This is a genomic window from Paracoccaceae bacterium Fryx2 (assembly GCA_032334235.1).
GTDB lineage: Bacteria > Pseudomonadota > Alphaproteobacteria > Rhodobacterales > Rhodobacteraceae > JAVSGI01.
Genome location: JAVSGI010000005.1, coordinates 1,183,096 through 1,205,066 on the forward strand (window position 1 = coordinate 1,183,096; position 21,971 = coordinate 1,205,066).

Consider the following 21,971-nt stretch of genomic DNA (forward strand, 5'->3'; position numbering starts at 1 on the left):
ATGCTGGTTGACGCGCTACACGCGCTTGCGCTCTCGGGCAATAGCGTCGTTCTCGCGGCAATCGATCCCTTTGCCCTCCAATCTCCGCTCGCTGATCCTACCGCTCTTCTTGCCGGTCTTGACCGGGCAGGAAGCCTTCGTCTTCTGAAACTCCTGCTCACGACCGGTGCCTCTCTTTTCGGAAACGGCGAGATTGGCGAGTTCAGCGAATTGTCAGATCAGCTGATCAAGCGGCTTGGACAGCATGTTACACTCGCGGCACGCATCCCCGTGGGTCGGCGCGCGTGGATTCTCTCCTGGCACCTTCCCGTCGGCGTGGAACTGCCCCCCTTGGACGCCGTGACCTTGTTGGCGAACGGACGATCGCAGCGTGTCGCTGAGATCACCATGGCAGAGGAGGTTATTGACGGTCGCCGTTTGCTCCATCTTCTCGTTGCTCGGCCCCTCCCAAAAGACGCGGAAATCGTCACAGTCGGACAGACGCTCCTGTGCCTCGGCATGGCAGGTGACGTAACGCCGCGACCGCTTGCAGGCTGGCTCGCAAAACGCACCGCCGAGGTCCGCGATAAAGCGCTCGCCTTTGTCGAACGTCTCGCAGAAGCACAGGCGGACGTCGCGATCCTGAAGCGCGAGCTTGAATGCCCCCCTGCCTCAGAGCCGACAACAAAGATGCTGCATCTGTCCCAATCTTCGGCAGGTCTCCTTTACATGATCGGTGTGGATGATCCGCGCGAACTTCTACATGCTGTACGTCTGGACCTTCAGAGTGCTCTTGTCGACATTCCTTGCGATCGTCTTGAGTGGCATTCCTCACACGGGGCCGTTTTGGCTGGGCTCGTTGCGGGCGTTCCACGCTGCGCCGGATCGGCGACAATCGCTCCTCTCTATCTGTCCGGCAGAGTTGGTGCCGGAACCTCGCTAAACGACCCATTGACGAACGCGCTTTTACCTGACGTGTTCCGGGGCTTACCACTGGACGTGGCGGCGGTACCACTCGCGCGATGCTTGCCCGCCATGATGGCCGCCAGACCGGTCTGGCGGCACCGTCTCACCAAGTTCGGGCAGCGCCTGCGCCCGCCACGAATAGCCGTGTTGGTCGCGGCAGGATCTGCTCCCGAATACCTGCACACTGTCGTTGCATCGGTCGTCGCCGAAGCCGGTGGCAGGGCTGTCGAAATCGTCATTCATCATTGCGACGGGCCCACGACAAGGGCCACAAGGGATATTGCTGAAGTCCTTAGCGCAGTGCATCGCATCAGCCTGCGTATCATATCGGTCGCGCCCGAGGCATTGCCGAGCGAATGTCTGCGTGTTTCGCTTGATGGTGGGCATCGATTTCACGGGATCATGGGCAGTCATTTCGCGTGAAGCTGGGCACTGATTTCGCGGGATCGCGGGCAGGTCTGGTCGGCAAATTGAGGATAGTTGCGCCTTCAGGAATGAAGGGGTGGCTTGATGCCGACAGGACGATTGAACATGCGCCGGATACGAGATGTTTTGCGATTGAAGCTTGGGCAAGGCCTGAGCGAGCGGTCCATTGCCGCTTCCCTCGGTCTGAGCAAGGGGAGCGTCGGAAGCTACACCCAACGGGCGCGTCATGCCGGGCTCACGTGGCCCTTGCCGGAGGGGATCGATGACGACAGCCTTGAACTTCTTTTGTTTCCAGCCCCGCCCACGGTGCCGGACGCGGAGCGGCTTGTGCCCGACTGGGCGGAGATTGACCGCGAGTTGCGCCGCCCTGGGGTGACGCGGATGCTGCTCTGGGAAGAATACCGTGCCGCGCACCCCGGGGGTTTTGCCTATACTTGGTTTTGCACGCATTACGAGGCTTGGAAGGGTCGGGTGCGCCCGACGATGCGCCAGACACATGTGGGCGGCGAGAAGGTGTTCGTCGACTTTGCCGGCGACACCATCGACGTGATCGACCCCACGACCGGCGAAGCGCGGGCCATGAAGCTGTTCGTGGCGGCAATGGGGGCATCGAATCACACCTATGCCGAGGCGGTGGCATCGGAGGGGTTGGAAGATTGGATCCTCGCGCATATCCGGATGTTCGCCTTTCTGGGCGGCGTGCCAAAGGCGGTGGTTCCGGACAATCTGAAGTCCGCCGTGATCAAGGCAGACCGGTTTGATCCGGGGCTGAACCGGACCTATGCCGAGATGGCGGCGCATTATGGCACCGCCGTTCTGCCCGCCCGGCCGCGCAAACCCCGGGACAAGGCGAAGGTGGAAGTGGCTGTCCAAGTGGCACAACGCTGGATTCTGGCGCGGCTGCGGAACCACCGGTTCTTCTCATTGGCCGAGTTGAACGTGGCGATCCGGCGGCTGCTGGACGAGTTGAACATGCGCGTGATGCGCGGCTATGGCGCCAGCCGCGCCGATCTGTTTGCCACTTTGGATCGGCCCAATCTTCAGCCCCTACCGCCCGAACCTTATGTCTTCGCCCGCTGGAAGCGCGCCCGCGTGGCACCCGACTATCACGTTGAGGTCGACAGCTCATGGTATTCCGTGCCCTTCGCGCTGATCAAACAAGAGGTCGATGTTCGCACAAGCGGCCAGACGGTCGAGATATTCCATCGTGGTCAGAGGGTTGCGAGCCACGTGCGCACCCCGGGGCGGCGCAGCCATGTCACCGTGGCCGACCATATGCCATCGGCCCATCGTCGCTTTGCCGAATGGACCCCGGCCAGAATGCTGGCGCAGGCAACCAAGACCGGCCCCGCCGTCGCCGCCTTTTGCGAGATGGTGATGGCTGACCGCCCCCATCCTGAACAGGGGTTCCGCACCTGCCTGGGTGTGCTGGCCTTGGTCAAAACCTATGGGCCGGAGCGCGTTGATGCGGCCTGCCAGCGGGGTGTGACCATCCGGGCCCGCACCGTCACCTCCATTCGTTCGATCCTCAAGACCGGCCTCGATCGCGCCTTCCTGGAAGGCTCCGAAGAGGTCGCCCCCCTCCAGCACGCCAACATTCGTGGCGGCAGCTATTACCATTGAGAAAGGACTAAAATGCTGACCCATCCCACCCACGACCGACTGTTGGCGCTCGGCCTGACCGGCATTGCATCGGCGCTCGAAGAACAACGCAGGTCAACCGCCTTCGACGCCCTCTCGTTCGAAGAGCGTCTCGGCCTGCTGGTCGACCGCGAGGCTGCAGAGCGCGACACCAAGAAACTGGCCTCCCGGCTCAAGTTTGCGGCTCTGCGCCAAGATGCCAGCGTCGAGGATCTGGACCTGCGCAGCCCACGTGGTCTTGACCGCAGTGTCATGGCGCATCTTGCCGATGGCGGCTGGATCGCCCGGCACGAGAACCTGCTGATAACCGGGCCGACCGGTTTGGGCAAAAGCTGGATCGCCTGCGCCCTTGGCCACAAGGCGTGCCGGGATGGGCGGCCCGTCCTCTATCAACGTGCGCCGCGCATGTTCGAGGCCCTTGCTCTGGCCCGTGGCGATGGCCGCCATGAACGCATCCTCAAAACCATCGCCCGCATGGATGTGCTGATCATTGACGATTGGGGCCTCGCCGTCCTCACCGCCCCGGAGCGCCGTGACCTGCTGGAAATCCTCGAAGACCGCCACGGCCGCGCTTCCACCATCGTCACAAGCCAACTCCCCGTTGACCAGTGGCACGAAGCCATCGGCGACCCAACGCTCGCAGATGCCATCCTCGACCGCCTCGTTCACAACGCACACCGCCTCACCCTCTCAGGTGAAAGCCTGCGCAGGCGCTCCGCCGTCACAAAAAAGCTTGACCAAATCGTTCAAGCCTGACTCCATGAAAGCGTCGGCCAGCCTGCCCACGATCCCGTGAAATGACTGCCCAGAATGGCGCGAAACGCGTGCCCACGATCGCGCGAAATCAGCGCCCATTCTCCGCGAAATCCGCACGCTGTACATTGACAAGCCGATGAAGGCGCACACGCTCATGCAGGCCATAGCTCGGGCAAACAGAGTGTATCCGGGCAAGGATTTCGGCCTGATTGTGGACTACAACGGGATGCTCGCCAGCCTTCGGGCGGCCTTGGCCCAATACGCTCTGGGTGATGACGGATCGGGCGGGGAAGAGATTGTTGCCCCAATAGAAGAACGTGTGCAGGCGTTCCTCGAAGCCATCGAGGCGACCGAGGCACACCTGCGAGGCTTGGGGTTTGACCCTGCCACGCTGCTGGGATCGAAGGGCTTTGTCCGCATCAAAGGACTCAAGGACGCGGTTGATGCGGTCTATTCCACGGACGAATCCAAGCGTCGCTTCGAAATCCTCGCGCGCTTGGTCTTCATCCGCTTCAAGGCGTTGTTGATGGAGCCGAGCGCATGGGCCCATGCCGAGCGGCATGACAACCTCGAGGCGATCTACAAGAAGCTGACCGAAAGGCGCGACACCGCAGACGTGACAGAACTGCTGAAAGAACTGCATCGGATCGTTAATGAAGCTATCCGGACACAGGCACCAGGGGAAGACCAGGCGGAGGGATTGACGTTCGACCTAAGCCAGATTGACCTCGAAAAACTGAGAAGTGAATTTGCGAAGAAGGTCAGGCGTAAGTCGACCGTGCTTCAGGACATTCGCGAGATCGTCGAACAAAGGCTCGCGGAGATGCTTGCGCGCAATCCGGCCCGCATGGACTATCAGGTGAAGTACGAAGCGATCATTGCTGACTACAACAGGGAAAAAGACCGTACGACGATTGAGGAAACGTTCCGCAGGTTGGTCGAACTCGTAAACAGCTTGGACGAGGAACAAAAGCGAGCAACGAAGGAAGGGCTCGGAGAGGACGAACTCGCCCTTTTCGATCTGCTTCTGAAGGAGAACATGGACAATACGTCCCGAGACCGGGTTAAGCAGGCGAGCCGCGACCTGCTGGCCTCGATAAAGTCCCGGTTGGCCGAGCTTGACCGGTTCTGGGAGAAAGAGCAGACCAAAGCCGATGTCGAGGTCTTCATCTTGGACGAAGTATTCGCGAGTTTGCCATCTCCGCCTTTCACTCCGGATGAAAAGAAGGCGTTGGCGGCAAGCGTCTATGTTCACGTTTGGCAGCAAGCCGTGAGTGGTGGTTTCGCTAGAGCGGCATAATCAGAGCCATAGACCACCGTGGGTTCGACCAAGGTCCTGCGCGAATGGCGCCTGGCTTGTCGAACTTGCACGAGACCGTACACAAACATAATCGTTTAGATACAGAGCCTTGCATTTGTTCACCGAAACGGCGGCGGTTAACAGGTCTGGAGAATATCGGCCCGGAGAGAAAGCTTTCTGACCATCTCGGGGATGTGCCGGTTAAAAGCCCCTCCCGCATAACCCCCGAAAACAACGGAAAAATCCGGCCGCAGCCGGATCGAGAGACACGTTTCGCAAGGGCAAGTGGCGGAGGGAAAGGGTCTGGTAGCAAACCCTCTCTGATACCTAAGCCATTGTAATCATTGAGGCGGACATAAGTTCGAAAGTCATCCGGTTCGAAAGGTTCTGGCAGCGAACCGTAGCACGCGCCAAGTTGAGCTACTTCCGGGATCTTACTGAACAATGCGCTCGTGGCCACATCTGAGTTCTTCAGGCGGGAAGCAAGCTGTTGTCCGTAGTGTTACGGATGGCGAGTCTGCCGCAACAAAGCGAGGCGGCAAGGAATCCTTGACGTATAACGCGACATACGATACACAAGACTTACACTATATCGATTATACCAAAGTACAAAATAAAGTTAACAAACACTCAGGATGGCTCCCATGGTTGCCGCGACACTTGGAAATCACAAAAAGTATTCGCCTCGCAGGATCTATAAATCCAATCTTATGAATGCCTTCAGCGCAGGCAGCGGCAAAGTTATCGTTGAAGTGAATCCTGCAAAAAAGGTAACGGACGAAACAGTTGCTGCAGGGCATAAGACGAAGCGCGGCAACATTGCCGATACTAAACTTCTTGAACGCACGTTGAATGTTCGCTTCCAGGAGGAAGTCGATCAGCTTGTCCGAGCGTACAGAGCCATGCTCCGTGAGAGTATGGTGAAAGGCGACGACAAGGCGCTCAAAACGGCCCTGAGCCGCGCAAGGTTGCAGGAAAAAATCCTTGCCAATACGGCCATGGCTGATCAAGCTCAGGCCTGTGAACTACTCGGGCTCTCTAGCTCGAACGCCTCATCTACAATGAAGCGTAAAGAAGACAAAAATGAAGTCCTACGATTCACCGTTGATGGGCGTGCCACCTACCCGCTTTTCCAGTTCGACATTGATGAGCGCCGGATCTTCCCCGCTGTCATCAAGCTCATTGAGATGAAACCCGATAACTGGAGTAACTTCCGGCTGCTCTACTGGCTGACGCGACCACACGCCGAGTTTGAAGATACCCCTGCTGACGCACTTCGGAGCGATCATGACGCGGTCATTGCTGCATTTGAGCGCGCCATCCAGCCGGTGGAACATGGTTAATGAAGTTCACACTGACAATTCCATCTCCGCAGACAATGAAGATCGGCAAAGAAACCTTTGTGACCTTGGATGCGGAGACGGACCTTCATCGCCTTCACCTGTCCCAATACGGGGCTACTCAATTTAATAATTCTGGGAAGGGAAGCGCGCGGTTTTCCCCTATTTGTAAAACTGATGGGTCCGCAATTCCAACCATCTACGCTGCGCAATCCTTTGAGACAGCGGTCTGTGAAATCATCCTTCGATGTCCAGACGACCTGCTCTCAGAAGATGATATGCCTTCCGAAACGATTGTATTTCCATCAGATTTCGCCGACTATAGCCACAGTCATATCAGATTAAAAAAAAGCGTTCTCCTCGTTGATCTAACCACCTCTGGGCAGAGAAAGATTGGTATTGATAGGAACGTTTTAGTGACAGGCCCCACATTTACTTATCCGGATACGCGGGCTTGGGCCGAAAAAATCCATGCTGCCTGTCCTACCGCTCAAGGCCTATATTACACATCGCTTCAGAACGGACCGGAGTATGCAGTCGTTCTGTTTGGCGACCGCGTTCCGCAAGATGCGTTCGAGGGGCTCTCCACGCGCACTTTAGTAGAAGAAGAGTGCCATGATGAAATTTGCAGCATCGCCGATAGCCTTTCCATCGACTATGTTGAAGTTTGAGCCTTTGCCTAAACTAAAACCTATCCACAACTCGGTCACACCCCAACTACAAAATCGGCTTACCGCCCAAACTTCTGGAACATCAGCTACCCCGTCAATTACCGCACCGGAGATTTCAGCGAAGGAATCGGGTGGAACCTCAGTATGCGCCGTCCCCGCCCCATAGAGATTTCGCTTGCGGGCGGGATTTCCGGCGCATTCAGCTGATATTTTTGGGGCAGTGAGCACTCAGAACGAGCTCACTGGGGACTCTTGGATGAGCTCATTGTGAGGGGGTGGAGGCCGTGGCGTGTGTCCAAGGCATCAGCGCGTCGATGTCCTTGTCGAGATGACCGTTGGCCAGCTTCGTGAACAGGTCCTTCAGATAGGCGTATGGCTCCACGCCATTCATCTTGCAGGAACCGATCAGGCTGGCGAAGCGGGCCCAGTTCCGACCGCCTTCGTCATGACCGGCAAAAAGCGCGTTGCGGCGATTCATTGCAGGGCTGCGGATGGCATTTTCGACGAGATTGGAGTCGATGTCGACGCGACCATTGTCAAGAAAGAGCCGGAAGCCCTCTTCGCGGCGTAACATGTAAGCCATGGCCTCCCCGAGTTCTGATTTGCGAGAGACACGCGCGGCCTGAGCTGCCAGCCAGGTGAAGAACGCATCCAGCAAGGGGCGGGACTGGCTCTGGCGGACGGCCCGGCGCTGCTCAGGATCCGAGCCACGGATTTGATCTTCAATCTTGTAGAGCGCGGCGATGCGCAACAGCGCCTCGTCCACGATGGGCGAACCCTTCTTGGGCTTGGCCTTGATCAGTTTGCGTCGTCCATGCGCCCAGCAGAACGCCAGACGCAATGGATCGCCGCCCGTGCGTTTTGGCGTGGCAAGGTGAGTATAAGCGCCATAGGCATCGACCTGGATCGTGCCGTTAAAGCCATGCAATATCTCGGCGGCATATTCCCCTTGACGCCCAGGACGGTAGTGGAATACCACACCCGGCGGTGCGGTGCCGTTCCAGCCCCGGTCGTCGCGCAAGACCGCCCAAAGGTAGCCTGTCTTGGTTTTTCCGCGCCCGGGATCCAGCACCGGGGCGGTGGTTTCGTCGACATAAAGCCGCGTGCTCTCCGCCATCAGCCGATTGGCCATGTGATCGACCACGGGTGCAATCAGCGCGCCGGTCCGGCCCATCCAGTCAGCCAGAACCGAGCGGTCGATCGGCACCCCAAGCCGCGCCATGACCACGGCCTGTCGGTTCAGCGGCATGTGTTCGGAATGCTTGGACACGGCAATCTGTGCCAGCAGCGCCTCGGTCGGCCAACTGCCCTCCAGCAGATGCGCTGGGGCTTTGGCTTGCACCACGCCGGTGCGCCCTTTGGGGCAGGCGTATTTCGGGCGGACAGAGACGATCACTTGATAGCTCGCAGGGATATAATCCAGCCGCTCGACCCGGTCCTCGCCGATCTTGACCATGTCGCCACAGCCGCAAGGGCAGGTAATGCTGTCTGGCTCAATCACACGCTCAACACGCGGCAAGCTTTGCGGCAAGGCGCGCGCCTTGCGCTTCTTGCGCGGCACCTTCTTCTCCGGGTCGGTCTCGCTGGCTGCGATCTTTTCCTCGACGGCGGCAATCTGCGCCTGGGTCTCGGCGATGGCCGTCTCAAGATCCTCCAGCGCCAGCTCCAACTGCGCCGGATCCAGTTTTTCCGATTTTGGCCCGAACTTGGTGCGGCGGTAATCCTGAACCTGGCCTTCCAGCTTCTCGATCAACGCCTGTAACTCGGTGATGAAGGCGTCTTTCTCGGCCACCACTGCCTGCTCGTGCTGGCGTGCTGCGCGCTCGACCGACAGCTCGAACTGCGCGGTCTCGAACGCCTTTACGACCTCCGGAGGAAGGTCGGGAAACTGGCTGAGATCGAAGGGCTGCGACATGCGGATTCATAGCCGAGCCGATCAGGAAAGGCCAATAAAATAACGATAAAATCAACCTAATCAGTCATCCTGCGGCAGCTGGTGGCAGCACCCGTTGTGCCACAACCCGCCGCCAGTCCAGACCTTCGAACAAAGCCTCACACTGGGCCCGTGACAGCCGAATCGTCCCGTCCTGAACCTTGGGCCAGGCGAAGCTGCCCTGTTCCAGGCGCTTATACACCATGACCAGTCCGGTTCCGTCCCAGACCAGGATCTTCAGCCGGTCCCCGCGCTTGGAACGGAAGATTACGGTCAGCCCCGAATGTGGATCAAGCCCCAACTCGTTCTGCACGGTAGCCGCCAGACCATCATGGCCGCGCCGGAAATCTACCGGGCGCGTGGCGATCACGATCGGCAACCGCTGGCCCGCGACAATCATCGCTCGCCCCGCAGCGCGCGCACCAGCGCGGCCACCCGCTCCACCATTACATCGCCAGGCACATGCATCACGAGATCTTCACCCAGTCGGATATCGATGCGGCCATCACCGGCTGGGCGCTCCCCAGCCGGTGGCGGATCCTCATCCACGACTGTAATCGGCACAAAACTCGGAACCACTTCAGCAGATTGCCGCTCCATCAACTCTGCAGGCAGAACAAGCAGACCCTCGCGCGCCAGACGCCGCCACCCCGAAATCTGATGCGGGAGGAGATCGTGGCGCCGCGCGACATCAACCACCCGCGCGCCCGGCTGAAAGCTCTCAGACACGATCCGGGCTTTCACATTGTCCGGCCACCGCCGATATCCACGCGTCCGATGCACAACCTCGATACAGCCATCAAACCCATCCCCGCCGTCGATCATCGCAGTCTCCTTCTGAACGTTCAGAAGGAGAATCGCCGATGCATCAGTGCGACGGAACCGCCGTAATCAATGGGGCGGGGACGGCGCATACGAACCTCAGTGGCAATCTCGAGGTGCTGAACATCGCCATCAAGGAATGGGTTGGCAGGTTGGCGTATAGAGTTTCCGCGCGCTGAAACTCACACCGCTCGCAGCTGGTCCGCTCCGACCGCAACCCGCGTCTGGCCACCCATAATCTCCATCAACACCCAGACGCGCCGATCGGGCGCGATCTTCTCGACCTCTGCCACGAAGTTGGCAAATGGCCCTGTGTTCAATGCGACCTGATCGCCCGGTTTGAGAAACCGGCAATAGTGGATTCCCCAATTATTCTTGATTGTACCCATTCGGATTGGCGGATTGCCAACTCCAAGTTGTCCGGCACATGTCATCGATGTCGAGCTTGGCTTTCCATCCGAGAAGGCGCTCGGCTTTGTCTACAGCTGCGAGACTGCGCGCCACATCGCCATCGCGTCGTGGCCCGATTTTATATGGCACTGCGCGTCCTGACGCATGCTCAAAAGCTTTCACCATTTCAATCACTGTGGCACCACGTCCAGTCCCGACATTGATGGCCTCACACCCGGTGGAGGTCGAAGCAAACTCGATGGCCGCCAAATGGGCTCGAGCGAGGTCCTCGACATGGATGTAATCGCGTTCTCCAGTTCCATCTCGCGTGTCATAATCAGCGCCATACACATTCAGGTACTGCAAACGCCCGACTGCCACCTGCGAGATATACGGAACCAGATTGTTTGGAATGCCATTTGGGTCTTCACCAATTCGACCAGACGGATCAGCGCCCACTGGGTTGAAATACCGGAGCAAAACAGCACTTGCGTCTTTCCACGAGGCAGCCCAATCACGAATGATTTCCTCAATAAAATACTTTGTGCGTCCATATGGGTTCGTCGGTTGCAGCGGATGTTGTTCGTCGTAAGGTAGATATTGCGCCTCGCCATAGACCGTCGCCGAGGATGAAAACACGATCCGGCGACAGTCGTGTCGTTGCATGGCCTTCAAGAGCTCAATCGAACCAGAAACGTTTTGCGCAAAATACTCCAGAGGCTTTTCGTTGGATTCCCCTACGGCCTTCAAACCTGCAAAATGGATGACCGATTCAGGCTTAAAATCGCCAAATGCCTCGCTCAACCGGGCCGCATCCTGAATGTCACCTTCACAAATTTCGAAGTCAGCATTTGCAAGTTGTTTCACACGTTTCAGCGCCTCAGGGGAGCTGTTCGCATAGTTGTCAAAAACGAGGACTTCATGCCGCTCGCGCAGAAGCTGCAACAGCGTATGGCTGCCGATATAGCCAGCTCCACCGGTTACCAGAATTTTCATTTATTCTCCGCTCGATCTTTTGGATGTTTGGCGATTGATAGCCTGTGGACCCCGTGCAGCTCAATACACGGTCAAACCGCTCGCAGCTGGTCCGCCCCAACCGCAACCCGCGTCTGGCCACCCATGATCTCCATCAACACCCAGACGCGCCGATCGGGCGCGATCTTCTCCACCTCGGCCACGAAGTTGGCGAACGGCCCTGTGTTCAATGCGACCTGATCTCCAGGTTTCAGCAACTTGGGCGGCAGCACTTTGCCATCAGCGTCGCAGCGCAGCATAATCTGGGACACGAGATCAAGAGGCACCGGCGCCGGGTCTTTGCCAAAGCTCACCAGTCGGGTGATGCCGTAGGTCGAGTTGACGCGGCGCCACAGCCCTTGCGCCACATTGAGCGCCACGAAGATGTAGCCTGGAAACAGCGGCTTGTTGGCCGTTACAAACTTACCGTTGCGCTGACGTGTCTCCTCTTCCATCGGCAGAAACGTCCGGAAGCCCTGGCGACCGAGGTTCTTATCCGCGATCTTGGCGCAGTTTGGCTTCAGCTGCGCCAAAAACCATGTTGTGCCAGGATCGTGAACCATCATCTTGCGCCCTCATCAAACTTTGCGCCCATACATCGCTCAAAGTCGAACAAAGGCAAGCGGATAAGCGGGACAGGGCGGATTCAAATTGCAAGTGCAACGGCTTCATTGAAGGCGGCCATTTCTTCGGCCATGGCTTCGGCGGGTGTTTTCCAACCGAGGGTTTTTCTGGGGCGGTTGTTCATCAGGGCTGCGACGTCGTTGAGCCAGGTTTGGCTGGCATCGCTGAGATCGGTGCCTTTGGGCATGAACTGGCGCAAGAGGCCGTTGGTGTTCTCGTTGCTGCCGCGCTGCCAGGGGGCATGCGGATCGCAGAACCAGATATCGATCTTCAGTCGGCGGGCAAGTTCCGGGTGGCAGGCCATTTCCGACCCACGATCATAAGTCATGCTTTTGCGAAGCGCTGCTGGCAGCCGCTTCATCTGCCGGGTGAAGCTGTCGAGAACCGCCTCGGCCCCATTTCCATTCATTTTGCATAGAACGACGAAGCGGGTCTTGCGCTCAACCAAAGTGCCCACCGAGGAACGATTGAAGGCGCCCTTGATCAAGTCACCTTCCCAGTGGCCGGGTACCAGCCGCGCCTCGATTTCCTCAGGTCGGTTGATAATCCGCAATGTTTCCGGGACCATGGCGCTTCCCGCCAGCGTCGTGCGCCGCCGCCCGCGCACAGGTTTTGCCTGGCGCAGCGCCTCGATCATTGCCGCCTTCAGGCCGCCACGCGGCTGGGCATAGATCGCGGCGTAGATGGTCTCGTGGCTGACGCGGGCAGCAGGGTCATCGGGATGCATGAGCCGCAGTCTGTGCGCAATCTGCTCGGGAGACCAGCGCCGATGAACAAGATGGCTGTGCACGAAGCGATGGGTCGCGTCGCCTTCGATCAGCTTGCGAGCGCGCCGACATCGCGTCCGGCGAACGTCGTAAACCAGCCGCGCCAATTGAGGGCAATAGGTGCCATCGTCCTGACGACCCCGCACCAGTTCCCGGCAAATCGTGCTCGCCGACCGGTCAAGAAGCATCCCGATCGCCTGCTGGCTGCTGCCCCGGTTATGTTCGGCGAGTATCACGCCACGTTCCTCGCTGCTGAGGTGCTTGCTTCGTCTGTCCATCGCAACATCCTATGCCCAAAAGGGCGGCGGTGTTGCACTTGCAACTTGAGCCTAAGCAGTCAGCCGCACGCGCGCGAACATCGTTTCTGCTGAATGATTAGCAAGCCATTGATAGAATGCAACTATCCAGAAGTATCGACTTGATACCCACCCTTACCCACGCAAACGTCCGACCGAACCGAATTGAACGGTGGAGGTTGAGTTGGACGGAAGTGGCGAGATCAGAGAGTTTCGGGCGGCGCTATCCCGCATTCCCCAAGTAATCCGCTGATTTCGCTGTCGTGACCATGGTATTTTCTATATAAATCATAGTGTTGATGGCTTCGAGGGACGGATTTCATGGATCACCCAGAGGGTGCGGGCTTGCAGCGGGCAGATCGGGTAGAATTCGACTCTCGCGTGCGGTTGGAATTCCGCGGCACGCAGCTCAGTTCGGACGGTGACCTTCTGGTGATGCGCGAGTTGGATGACGCGCTTGGGTTGTCTGACCTTGCGTCATCGGCGCTGTGCGACACCCGTCGTGGCAAGAACACGGTCCACCGGCTCGACGGGCTGTTTCGGCAGTCGGTCTATGGACGGCTGGCCGGATACGAGGATGTCAACGATGCTGACCGTCTCGCCCTCGATCCCGTGATGCGTCAGGTCGTGGGCGGCAGGGCAGTCGATGCACAAGCGGCCTCGGCCTCGCAGATGGGGCGGTTCGAGACAGAGACGATGGCCCTGGTCGAAAACCGGGAAGCGCTGGCCGATCTGAATGGCCAATGGATCGACCGGTTTCATGACCGTAACGGGCTGAAGTTCATCGTGCTGGACATGGACAGCTCGGTCAGCCCGACCCATGGTGATCAGGAAGGGTCCGCCTGGAACGGGCATTTCGACTGCACCTGCTATCACCCGAACTTTCTGTTCAACCAGTTCGGCATGCTGGAACGCTGTGCCCTGCGCAATGGCAACGTCCACAGCGCCGACGGCTGGCGGGATGTCCTCGATCCGGTGATCGCTCGGTATGCCAAACGTGACATCCTGCGGTTCTTCCGGGCCGATGCCGCCTACGCGATCCCGGCGATCTATGCGCGGCTCGAAGAGGCAGGCTATTTCTACGCCATCCGACTGCCCGCCAACAGCGTCCTGCGCGAGAAGATCGCACATCGGCTGACCCGGCCGGTGGGGCGGCCTTCGCTGACCAAGGTCAAACGCTTCTTCGAGGATTTCCACTATCAGGCCGCGTCCTGGGACAAGGAGCGCCGCGTAATCGCCAAGATCGAATGGCATCCGGGCGAGCTGTTCCCCCGCGTGGGCTTCATCGTCACCAACCTGCCGATGGAGCCGGACTGGGTGATGGGCTTCTACAACCAGCGCGGCACGGCCGACCAGCACATCAAGGAGGGTAAATATGCCTTTCACTGGACACGGCTGTCATGCAGGAAGTTTCGCGACAACGAGGTCCGACTGCAGCTGCACGCGCTGGCCTACAACCTGGCCACCTTCTTGCGCTGCATCGAACTGCCCGAGGAAATGGCCGACTGGTCGTTGACCAGCCTGCAATTGAAACTGATCAAGATCGGGGCCCGCGTCGTGCGTCATGCCCGCGCCATCACCTTCCAACTGGCCGAAGTCGCTGTCACCGGCCCGATGGTACGCGCCATCCTCGCCCCCATTCGCCGATTGCGAGCGCCAGCGTCATGCACTTGACGGCGAACTAGGCCCGAACTGAACGAAAGCGGCTCCATAGGTCCGTCCGCCGCGCTGAAAAACGTCGCCGCCGGGCACCGACGCGGCCGCTTTGCGGCCAAATCCGCACAACTCCAACCGTCTGCGCGACCACAGACACCGCTCAGGGCGAAAAACACTTGATCAACTGGCCCAATCAAGCGATATTGCCGACAGATCGTATCCCGCATTCCCCAAGTAAATCTATGATTTCGCTGTCCTGAACTCATTATTTCCTATATAAATCATAGTGTTGATGGCTGCGAGGGACGTGTTTTATGGATCACCCAGAGGGTGCGGGTTCGGATCAAGGTCATCGGGTCGATTTCGACCGCCGCGTGCGGCTGGAGTTCCGGGGTGCGCAGATCAGTTCGGACGGCGGTTTGCTGGTGATGCGCGAGCTCGATGACGCGCTCGGGCTGTCGGGCCTTGCGTCAGAGGCGCTACGCGATAACCGCACCGGCAAGAACACCGTCCATCGGCTCGACGGGCTGTTCCGGCAGTCAGTATTCGGGCGGCTGGCCGGATACGAGGACGTCAACGATGCCGACCGTCTCGCGCTCGATCCCGTGATGCGTCAGGTTGTCGGTGGCCGGGCTGTCGATGCGCAAGCGGCCTCAGCAACGCAGATGGGGCGATTTGAGACCGAGACCTTGGCCTCGCCCACGAACCGGGCGGCGCTGGCAGACCTGAACGGCCAATGGATCGACCGCTTCCACGACCGCAACGGGCTGAAGTATATCGTGCTGGACATGGACAGCTCGGTCAGCCCCACCCATGGCGATCAGGAAGGGTCCGCCTGGAACGGCCATTTCGACTGCACCTGTTATCACCCGAATTTCCTGTTCAACCAGTTCGGCATGCTGGAACGCTGCGCCCTGCGCAACGGCAATGTTCACAGCGCCGACGGCTGGCGGGATGTCCTCGATCCCGTCATCGCCCGTTATGCTGGCCGCAACCTTGGTGGCCGCTTCTTCCGCGCCGACGCCGCCTATGCGATCCCTGCGATCTACGCGCGGCTGGAAGAGACGGGCTATTTCTACACCATCCGGTTGCCCTCCAATGCAGTGCTCAAGGAGAAGATCGCGCATCGACTGACCCGGCCCGTAGGCCGTCCGTCGCTGACCAAGGTCAAACGCTTTTACGAGGACTTCGAGTATCAGGCGGCGTCCTGGGACAAGCCCCGCCGTGTCATCGCCAAGATCGAATGGCACCCCGGAGAGCTGTTCCCCAAAGTCGGCTTCATCATCACCAACCTGCCCATGGAGCCAGATTGGGTGGTGCGCTTCTACAACCAGCGTGGCACCGCCGAACAGCACATCAAGGAGGGCAAATACGCCTTCCACTGGACGCGGCTGTCATGCAAGCGGTTCCGTGACAACGAGGTCCGGCTGCAACTGCACGCGCTGGCCTACAACCTGGCAACGTTCCTGCGCTGCATCGATCTGCCCGAGGCCATGGCCAACTGGTCGCTGACATCCCTCCAGCTCAAGCTGATCAAGATCGGGGCCCGCGTCGTGCGTCACGCCCGCGCCATCACCTTCCAACTTGCCGAGGTGGCGGTCACAGGCCCCATGGTCAGAGCCATCCTAACTGCAATTCACCGCCTTCGAGCGCCACCGTCATGTGCGTGACCGCGAACCTGACAGAAACTGAACGAAAGCGGCAGGACAGTTCTGTCCACCGCGCTGAAGAACGGCGATGCTGGGCCAGAATGATGCGAGTTTGCGGCCCGACCCCCCCGCATTCGAACGTTCTGGCGCACGCAAACGCCGCTCAGGGCCCAAAACGCTTGATCGGCAAGCGAGTTTAGGTGATCTTGGCGTCAAACGGCATGCCACTTGGGGAATGTCGGCCAGAATCGATCCCGCCCTTAGCCACAAGAGGTTCAGATCACGTCGTCAGTGCCAAACGCGATTCCCCTGCGTATAGGAATAGGGCCCGGGAGGAACCATGCCGGGGGGGATGCGCCCCGTTTCTTGCATGTGGCAATCTTGCGGCACAACGATTATCGCATCCTTGTCTGGGCTGACCCTGACGGGATCGTTCGCGCAATCAGGCGTTGACCCGGCCCCTTCGAGAGGTTAAAGAGTTTTTTATTCAGAATTGATTTTGGAATATCACATTCTGGTGAACCCTGGTCGGGGGGGTGAGTAATGTATCTGGTTCTTTATTTATTTTGCGCATTCATTGGGTCGCTTTTTTCTGGCTTTATTTTGCTCCGGATCAGGCAGCAACTGAACGGTGTATCAAAGCCGCGTGACGATGGAACCGCCGTCCAATCCTCTCACGTCGGAAACCCGCTGCGTTTAGGTGGATTGGCGGCCGTTGCCGGTCTGGCTTTCGCCGTAGCCCTGCAAATGCTGAACGAGGGCGAAAGCTTCGCGCCGCTGTTGCTTCTGTCGGTTCTTCCGGTCTTCATTACGGGGCTGGCCGAGGATCTCGGCCATCACGTGTCGCCGCGCGGGCGATTTCTGGCGGCGGTATTCTCTGGCGTTGCTGCGGTTGCCCTGTTGGGGGTTTGGGTGCCGAAAGCGGACATACCGGGCATCGACTGGGCTATGGCCACGCCTGCGGTTGCCATCATTCTGACCGTGATCTTTTCGGCCGGGTTTTGTCATGCTGTCAACCTGATCGACGGAATGAATGGTCTGGCAGCGTCGGTGATCACGACATCGGCACTGGGCTGCGCCGCAATTGCTACGCTAGCGTCCTTGCCCGCTGTCACCGGCTTTGCCCTGTTGCTGGTAGCCGCCACAATAGGTTTCCTGTTTCTGAACTGGCCGGTCGCGCGTGTGTTTTTCGGCGATGCCGGTGCCTATGGTCTGGGTCATCTGCTTGTCTTTTTGATGTTCCTGCTGGCATCGCTCTCCAGCGAAGTGGCAGTGCCGGCTTTGCTTTTGGTGATCTTCTGGCCGCTTGCCGACGTGTTCCACACGATCCTGCGGCGCGTGGCCGACAAGGTTTCCATAACACAGCCTGACAGGATGCATCTGCATCAGAAGGTCCGACGCACGCTGGACATCGTCTGGTTCGGATACCGGGGGCGCTATCGGTCCAACCCTTTGACGACGATCATCCTGCTGCCGTTCATCATCGCCCCCGTCGTGACCGGTGTCCTGCTCTGGAACAATCCGGGTGCCGCATGGTTCGCGCTGGGGGGCTATATGCTGGCATTCTCGGCCTGCCATCCATTGACGATACGACTCGCGCGGAGGTTCCGGAGATGGACATCTTACACCCGCAAATCGCACTGACCACGCAAAATATGCTGGCAAGACACCTGTCAGACCGCTAAAGATGGAGTAATGGGCAACCAGTTTGTTGTCCGGGCATTTTAAATGGGTTGAACAGGCCCGATTAGGAAATCGCAAATATATGACAACCACAGCTGCCCACCATGCATCGCTTTTCGGGACCGTGGTCGGTGGTGGCTGGCTTGGCAAGTGGATCCGCGCTTTGATGGGTCTGCTTGCCGTTCTTGTGCTTGTGGCCTGCTCGGACGGTTATGTTGTCTTCCCTACCACGCCCGAAGGTCAGCGCGCACTGGGCGACGATGTCGAGGTGGTTGTCCTAGATGCGACGAACATCGGCAACTACACCAGTCCGGCCCGGGGACATCGTGCATCGTCGCTGCCGGCAGGCCGCCAGTGGATCTATCACGTCGGTCCCGGCGACATCCTGTCAGTGATCGTTTTCAATCACCCCGAACTGACGCTTCCTTCAGGCCCGCAGCGCAGCGCTGCGGAAAGCGGGTTCCAGGTCGGCAGTGATGGGACGATCAACTATCCCTTTATCGGTTCGGTACAAGCTAGCGGTCGATCGGTTGACCAGATCCGCAGCGACATTTCGCAGCGGCTTGCGACGTTCATCCCCGATCCCCAGGTCGAAGTTCGGATCGCGGCCTTCAACGCACAAGCGGTCGTAGTCTCGGGCGAGGTGGAAATGCCGAATCGTCAGCCCTTAACCGCAGTTGCGCTGACGCTGATCGAGGCCATCAACGCCGCCGGTGGCTTCACTGACCAAGCGGATCCGCGCATCGTGAGCGTCCAGCGGGGGGGGCGGGTCTATCATGTCGATGTGCAGGGCTTCCTGACGGGCGGCCTGACGCAGAACAACCCGGTCCTGCGCAACGGCGATGTGGTCAGCGTCCCGCGCCGTCGCGCCGAGGAGGCCTATCTGCTGGGCGAGGTGGCGAGGCCCGATGTCATCGACCTGTCGCTGGAGCCGATCACCCTGACCCAAGCCATCACGCGCCGTGGCGGGTTGCAACAACCCCGCGCCGATGCGCGCGGTGTGCTGGTCTTCCGGGCGGCGGGTGTGCTGACGCGAGTGTTCCAACTCGACACGTCCAGTCCCACCGGGCTGCTTCTGGGTACTCGCTTCGTGCTGGAGCCCGGCGACGTGGTCTATGTCCTGCGATCGCCGCTGCAGCGCTGGAACGACACCATCGTGCGCCTGTTGCCGACCGTGCAGGCGATCGATACCACCAACAGCATTGCCAACTGATGCGGAGGGAAGGCTGCTTGTTTCGTTCGGTTCTCGTCGTTTGTGTCGGCAACAACTGCCGTTCGCCAGTGGGTGAACGGCTTCTGTTGGCGCGGCTGCAGGACCGCGGATATTCGATCTTGGTGTCCTCCGCAGGGATTGGCGCGCTGGTCGGGCACGGTGCCGATGAAACGGCCGCCGCAGTCGCGGCCGAGTATGGCGTCGATCTCGACGGGCATGTCGCGCGGCAATTCAGCCGCGAACTCGGGCTCGATCACGACCTGATCCTGACCATGGAGCCCGGGCATCGGCGCGAGATCATCAAGGCGGCACCCGACCTGTCGGGGCGCGTCATGCTTTTCGACCATTGGCAGGGCGGCAAGGGCATTGCTGATCCCTATCGACGCTCGCGGCAGTTCCATCAGGAAGTCTTCTCCCTGATCGACACGGCGGGTTCGGCTTGGGCGGCAAAGCTCGAGCCTAAGGCAAAGGGATGAGAAGATGGATGGCAAACCTGTGCACGACGTATCGCTTCGCAGCGCGGACGACCCGAACAGGGAGCGGACGAACATGACACAATCTGCGGTGCTCGACGACGACGAGATCGACCTCGGCCAGCTTGTCGTGACCCTCTGGAAGGGCAAAGTCCTGATCGCGCTGACAACGGCGCTCGGGATCGCCGCCGGTGCCTTCTTCATCGCCAACACCAATCCAACCTTTCAGGCCGATGCGCTGTTGCAGCTTGAGGAAAAAACCGGCTCTCTGGCGCTGCCGAGCAGCCTGAACGCGATGGTGGGCTACGACGACCCGCGCAGCGTGACCGAGATAGAGATTTTGCGCTCGCGCATGGTTCTCGGGCAAGCCGTCGCGGACCAGAACCTGGACTGGCGCGTTTCGCCGGACATGGCCCCTGTCATAGGCACAATGCTGTCGCGCTATCGCTTTTCGGTCATTGACACTGTGATCCCGGATCACATCATCCGTCCCGGCGAGCGCATCGCTCTCGATCACCTGGTCGTTCCGCCCGCATGGTTGAACCGCGAAATCGAACTGGTTGTCCTGAGCGCTCAGTCCTATCGGCTGACTTTGCCTGACGGGCACCAGATCGACGGGACCGTGGGCCAGCAAGCCACGCTCGGTGAAACCGGGTTTTCGCTGACGCTGGCATCGATCGACGCACCGCCTGGACGCCGTTTCACAATCCAGCAAGTGGATGAAATCCGGGCCATAGGCGCGTTGAGGGGGCGGATGTCTGTCAGTGAGAGCGGGCGGGCCTCCGGTATTCTCGACATCCGGCTGAGCGGCGAGGATCGTATTGGAAATGTACGGGCGTTAAACGCGATCATTCAGGCGTATCTACGTCAGAACGTCGCCCGCAGTGCTGCCGAGGCCGAAAGCAGCCTCACCTTCATCCGCGAGCAGTTACCGCAAGCCGAACGCAACCTTCGCGAGGCCGAGGCCGAGCTGAATGTCTTTCGCCAGCAGCAGGTCTCCGTTGACCTTACGCTGGAGACCCAGACGATTCTGGGGCAGGTCACCCGGATCGAGGGGGATCTGTCCGAATTGCAGCGGAGCGAGGATGAATTGCGCCAGCGCTATACTCCCGCCCATCCGACCTACAGGGCATTGCTGGATGACCGGCAGCGACTCGAAGCTCGGCTGGCCGAGTTGCGCGAGCAGGTCGGCGCCCTTCCCGAGACACAGCGCCAGATCCTGAACTTGACGCGGGGCGTGGAAGTGGCGCAGGGGATCTACACCGAACTGCTGACCCGCGCGCAGGAAGTCGAGGTTCTGCGCGCCAGCACCATCGGCAATGTCCGCATCGTCGATGCCGCAGCGGCCGGGCCGATGCCAATCGCGCCCCGCAAGGCGTTGATCCTGGAGCTGGCGATGGTGCTCGGGGGGATGGTCGGGATCGCGCTGGTGCTGATCCGCAACTGGATGCGCAAGGGCGTGCAGGACGGCTCTGAACTGGAAAAGCTGGGCCTGCCCGTTTTCGCCACCATCAATTACAACAAGGCCGCCGACACTGATGGCAAGCGCCAGGGCAAGCTGCCGATCCTCGCCCTCGAACAGACGGCGGACCTGACAGTCGAGGCGCTGCGCTCGCTGCGCACCAGCCTGCATTTTGGCATGCTGGACGGGCGCACGCCGACACTCTGCGTCACCTCGGCACACCCCGAGGCTGGGAAGTCGTTCCTCGCGCTGAACCTTGCTGTCGTCGCCGCGCAGTCCGGGCAGCGCGTCTGCCTGATCGACGCCGACCTGCGGCGTGGACAACTGCGCAGATTTTTTGACGTCCCCCGCAACCACCCCGGGCTGGCCGAGGTGCTCGCCGGCGATTTGCCCGCCGATCAGGCCGTGATCCAGGGGCCGGTCGAGAAGCTGTGCTTCCTGCCGACCGGTCGCTATCCGCCCAATCCGTCGGAGATGCTCATGCGGGCAGAGTTCTCACGCCTTGTCGACTGGTGCGGGCAGAATTTCGATCTGGCCATTTTCGACACGCCTGCCGCGCTCGCCGTGACCGACCCTGTCATCGTGGCGCGCAACACCGGAGCCACGATTTTCGTCGCGCGGCACGACGTCACACATCTGGGCGAGGTCGAGGCGACGATCAAGACCTTCTCGGCGGCGGGCCTGCGCCTGTCCGGCGCGGTCTTGAACGGGTTCGACCCAAGAAAGGCGCGCGGGCGGTATGGGTATGGGTATGGGTATGGGTATGGGTATCGTTATGATTACAAGCAGAGAAAGCAATAGGTTGTCACGCATTTGTGCGAAAAAAAGCGCCTGCCGCGCGGTCGTTTGAAATTGGCGTCCGACCTTGCATAGTCTTGCTCCGCTTCCGCCACTCAGTCAGGCCCTGAAA

The 21,971-nt window shown here is 59.7% G+C and carries 18 protein-coding genes; 12 read left to right on the top strand and 6 right to left on the bottom strand.

The genetic code is table 11. The annotated features are described in order from the left end of the window. The 6 genes from RNZ50_14850 (at nucleotide 1) to RNZ50_14875 (ending at nucleotide 7,079) form a co-directional block, all read left to right on the top strand. The gene (locus tag RNZ50_14850; GenBank protein ID MDT8856271.1) at nucleotides 1-1,368 is read left to right on the top strand and encodes a hypothetical protein; all 1,368 of its coding nucleotides are present in this window, start codon (nucleotides 1-3) and stop codon (nucleotides 1,366-1,368) included. A gap of 87 nt (nucleotides 1,369-1,455) precedes the next feature. After that, a complete protein-coding gene (gene istA, locus RNZ50_14855; GenBank protein ID MDT8856272.1) occupies nucleotides 1,456-2,994 on the top strand; it encodes an IS21 family transposase in 1,539 nt (512 codons plus the stop codon). Nucleotides 2,995-3,006: 12 nt separating this feature from the next. Beyond that, complete coding sequence (gene istB / locus RNZ50_14860) at nucleotides 3,007-3,768, top strand: IS21-like element helper ATPase IstB (GenBank protein MDT8856273.1); 762 nt, start codon at nucleotides 3,007-3,009, stop codon at nucleotides 3,766-3,768. A gap of 136 nt (nucleotides 3,769-3,904) precedes the next feature. Continuing rightward, on the top strand, nucleotides 3,905-5,068 hold the full coding sequence (locus RNZ50_14865) for a DUF3387 domain-containing protein (GenBank protein ID MDT8856274.1): 1,164 nt from the start codon (nucleotides 3,905-3,907) through the stop codon (nucleotides 5,066-5,068). Between the two features lie 644 nt (nucleotides 5,069-5,712). Beyond that, nucleotides 5,713-6,411, top strand: a complete 699-nt coding sequence (locus RNZ50_14870; GenBank protein MDT8856275.1) for a hypothetical protein — start codon at nucleotides 5,713-5,715, stop codon at nucleotides 6,409-6,411. Continuing rightward, the gene (locus tag RNZ50_14875) at nucleotides 6,411-7,079 is read left to right on the top strand and encodes an RES family NAD+ phosphorylase (protein MDT8856276.1); all 669 of its coding nucleotides are present in this window, start codon (nucleotides 6,411-6,413) and stop codon (nucleotides 7,077-7,079) included. The genes RNZ50_14870 and RNZ50_14875 overlap by 1 nt, the downstream gene beginning before the upstream one ends. Nucleotides 7,080-7,341: 262 nt before the next feature. On the opposite strand, the gene RNZ50_14880 is transcribed toward RNZ50_14875, so the two are convergent. The 6 genes from RNZ50_14880 to RNZ50_14905 all read right to left on the bottom strand — a co-directional run bounded on the left by RNZ50_14880 (nucleotide 7,342) and on the right by RNZ50_14905 (nucleotide 12,907). Continuing rightward, nucleotides 7,342-8,994, bottom strand: a complete 1,653-nt coding sequence (locus tag RNZ50_14880) for an IS66 family transposase (protein ID MDT8856277.1) — start codon at nucleotides 8,992-8,994, stop codon at nucleotides 7,342-7,344. A 64-nt stretch (nucleotides 8,995-9,058) separates the two neighbouring features. Next, nucleotides 9,059-9,412, bottom strand: coding sequence for an IS66 family insertion sequence element accessory protein TnpB (gene tnpB, locus RNZ50_14885; protein MDT8856278.1), 354 nt, complete (start codon nucleotides 9,410-9,412; stop codon nucleotides 9,059-9,061). After that, a complete protein-coding gene (locus RNZ50_14890; GenBank protein ID MDT8856279.1) occupies nucleotides 9,409-9,837 on the bottom strand; it encodes a transposase in 429 nt (142 codons plus the stop codon). The genes tnpB and RNZ50_14890 overlap by 4 nt, the downstream gene beginning before the upstream one ends. Before the next feature lie 366 nt (nucleotides 9,838-10,203). Next, nucleotides 10,204-11,220 carry a UDP-glucose 4-epimerase GalE gene (gene galE, locus RNZ50_14895; GenBank protein MDT8856280.1) on the bottom strand — a complete coding sequence of 339 codons (1,017 nt, stop codon included), beginning with the start codon at nucleotides 11,218-11,220 and terminating at the stop codon, nucleotides 10,204-10,206. Nucleotides 11,221-11,291: 71 nt separating this feature from the next. After that, the gene (locus RNZ50_14900) at nucleotides 11,292-11,804 is read right to left on the bottom strand and encodes a transcriptional activator RfaH (protein MDT8856281.1); all 513 of its coding nucleotides are present in this window, start codon (nucleotides 11,802-11,804) and stop codon (nucleotides 11,292-11,294) included. A gap of 80 nt (nucleotides 11,805-11,884) precedes the next feature. Next, complete coding sequence (locus tag RNZ50_14905) at nucleotides 11,885-12,907, bottom strand: IS30 family transposase (protein MDT8856282.1); 1,023 nt, start codon at nucleotides 12,905-12,907, stop codon at nucleotides 11,885-11,887. Between the two features lie 339 nt (nucleotides 12,908-13,246). On the opposite strand from RNZ50_14905, the gene RNZ50_14910 reads away from it, so the two are divergent. The 6 genes from RNZ50_14910 to RNZ50_14935 all read left to right on the top strand — a co-directional run bounded on the left by RNZ50_14910 (nucleotide 13,247) and on the right by RNZ50_14935 (nucleotide 21,862). Next, on the top strand, nucleotides 13,247-14,599 hold the full coding sequence (locus RNZ50_14910) for an IS1380 family transposase (GenBank protein ID MDT8856283.1): 1,353 nt from the start codon (nucleotides 13,247-13,249) through the stop codon (nucleotides 14,597-14,599). A gap of 296 nt (nucleotides 14,600-14,895) precedes the next feature. Continuing rightward, entirely contained in the window at nucleotides 14,896-16,251 is a 1,356-nt protein-coding gene (locus tag RNZ50_14915; GenBank protein MDT8856284.1) for an IS1380 family transposase, read from the top strand. Between the two features lie 522 nt (nucleotides 16,252-16,773). Continuing rightward, nucleotides 16,774-17,874: a glycosyltransferase gene (locus RNZ50_14920; GenBank protein ID MDT8856285.1), complete on the top strand. Its 1,101-nt coding sequence runs from the start codon at nucleotides 16,774-16,776 to the stop codon at nucleotides 17,872-17,874. Nucleotides 17,875-17,995: 121 nt separating this feature from the next. Then, nucleotides 17,996-19,126: a polysaccharide biosynthesis/export family protein gene (locus RNZ50_14925; protein ID MDT8856286.1), complete on the top strand. Its 1,131-nt coding sequence runs from the start codon at nucleotides 17,996-17,998 to the stop codon at nucleotides 19,124-19,126. Between the two features lie 17 nt (nucleotides 19,127-19,143). Continuing rightward, nucleotides 19,144-19,602 carry a low molecular weight phosphotyrosine protein phosphatase gene (locus RNZ50_14930; protein ID MDT8856287.1) on the top strand — a complete coding sequence of 153 codons (459 nt, stop codon included), beginning with the start codon at nucleotides 19,144-19,146 and terminating at the stop codon, nucleotides 19,600-19,602. Between the two features lie 4 nt (nucleotides 19,603-19,606). Beyond that, complete coding sequence (locus RNZ50_14935; GenBank protein MDT8856288.1) at nucleotides 19,607-21,862, top strand: polysaccharide biosynthesis tyrosine autokinase; 2,256 nt, start codon at nucleotides 19,607-19,609, stop codon at nucleotides 21,860-21,862. The last annotated feature ends 109 nt before the right edge of the window (nucleotides 21,863-21,971 follow it).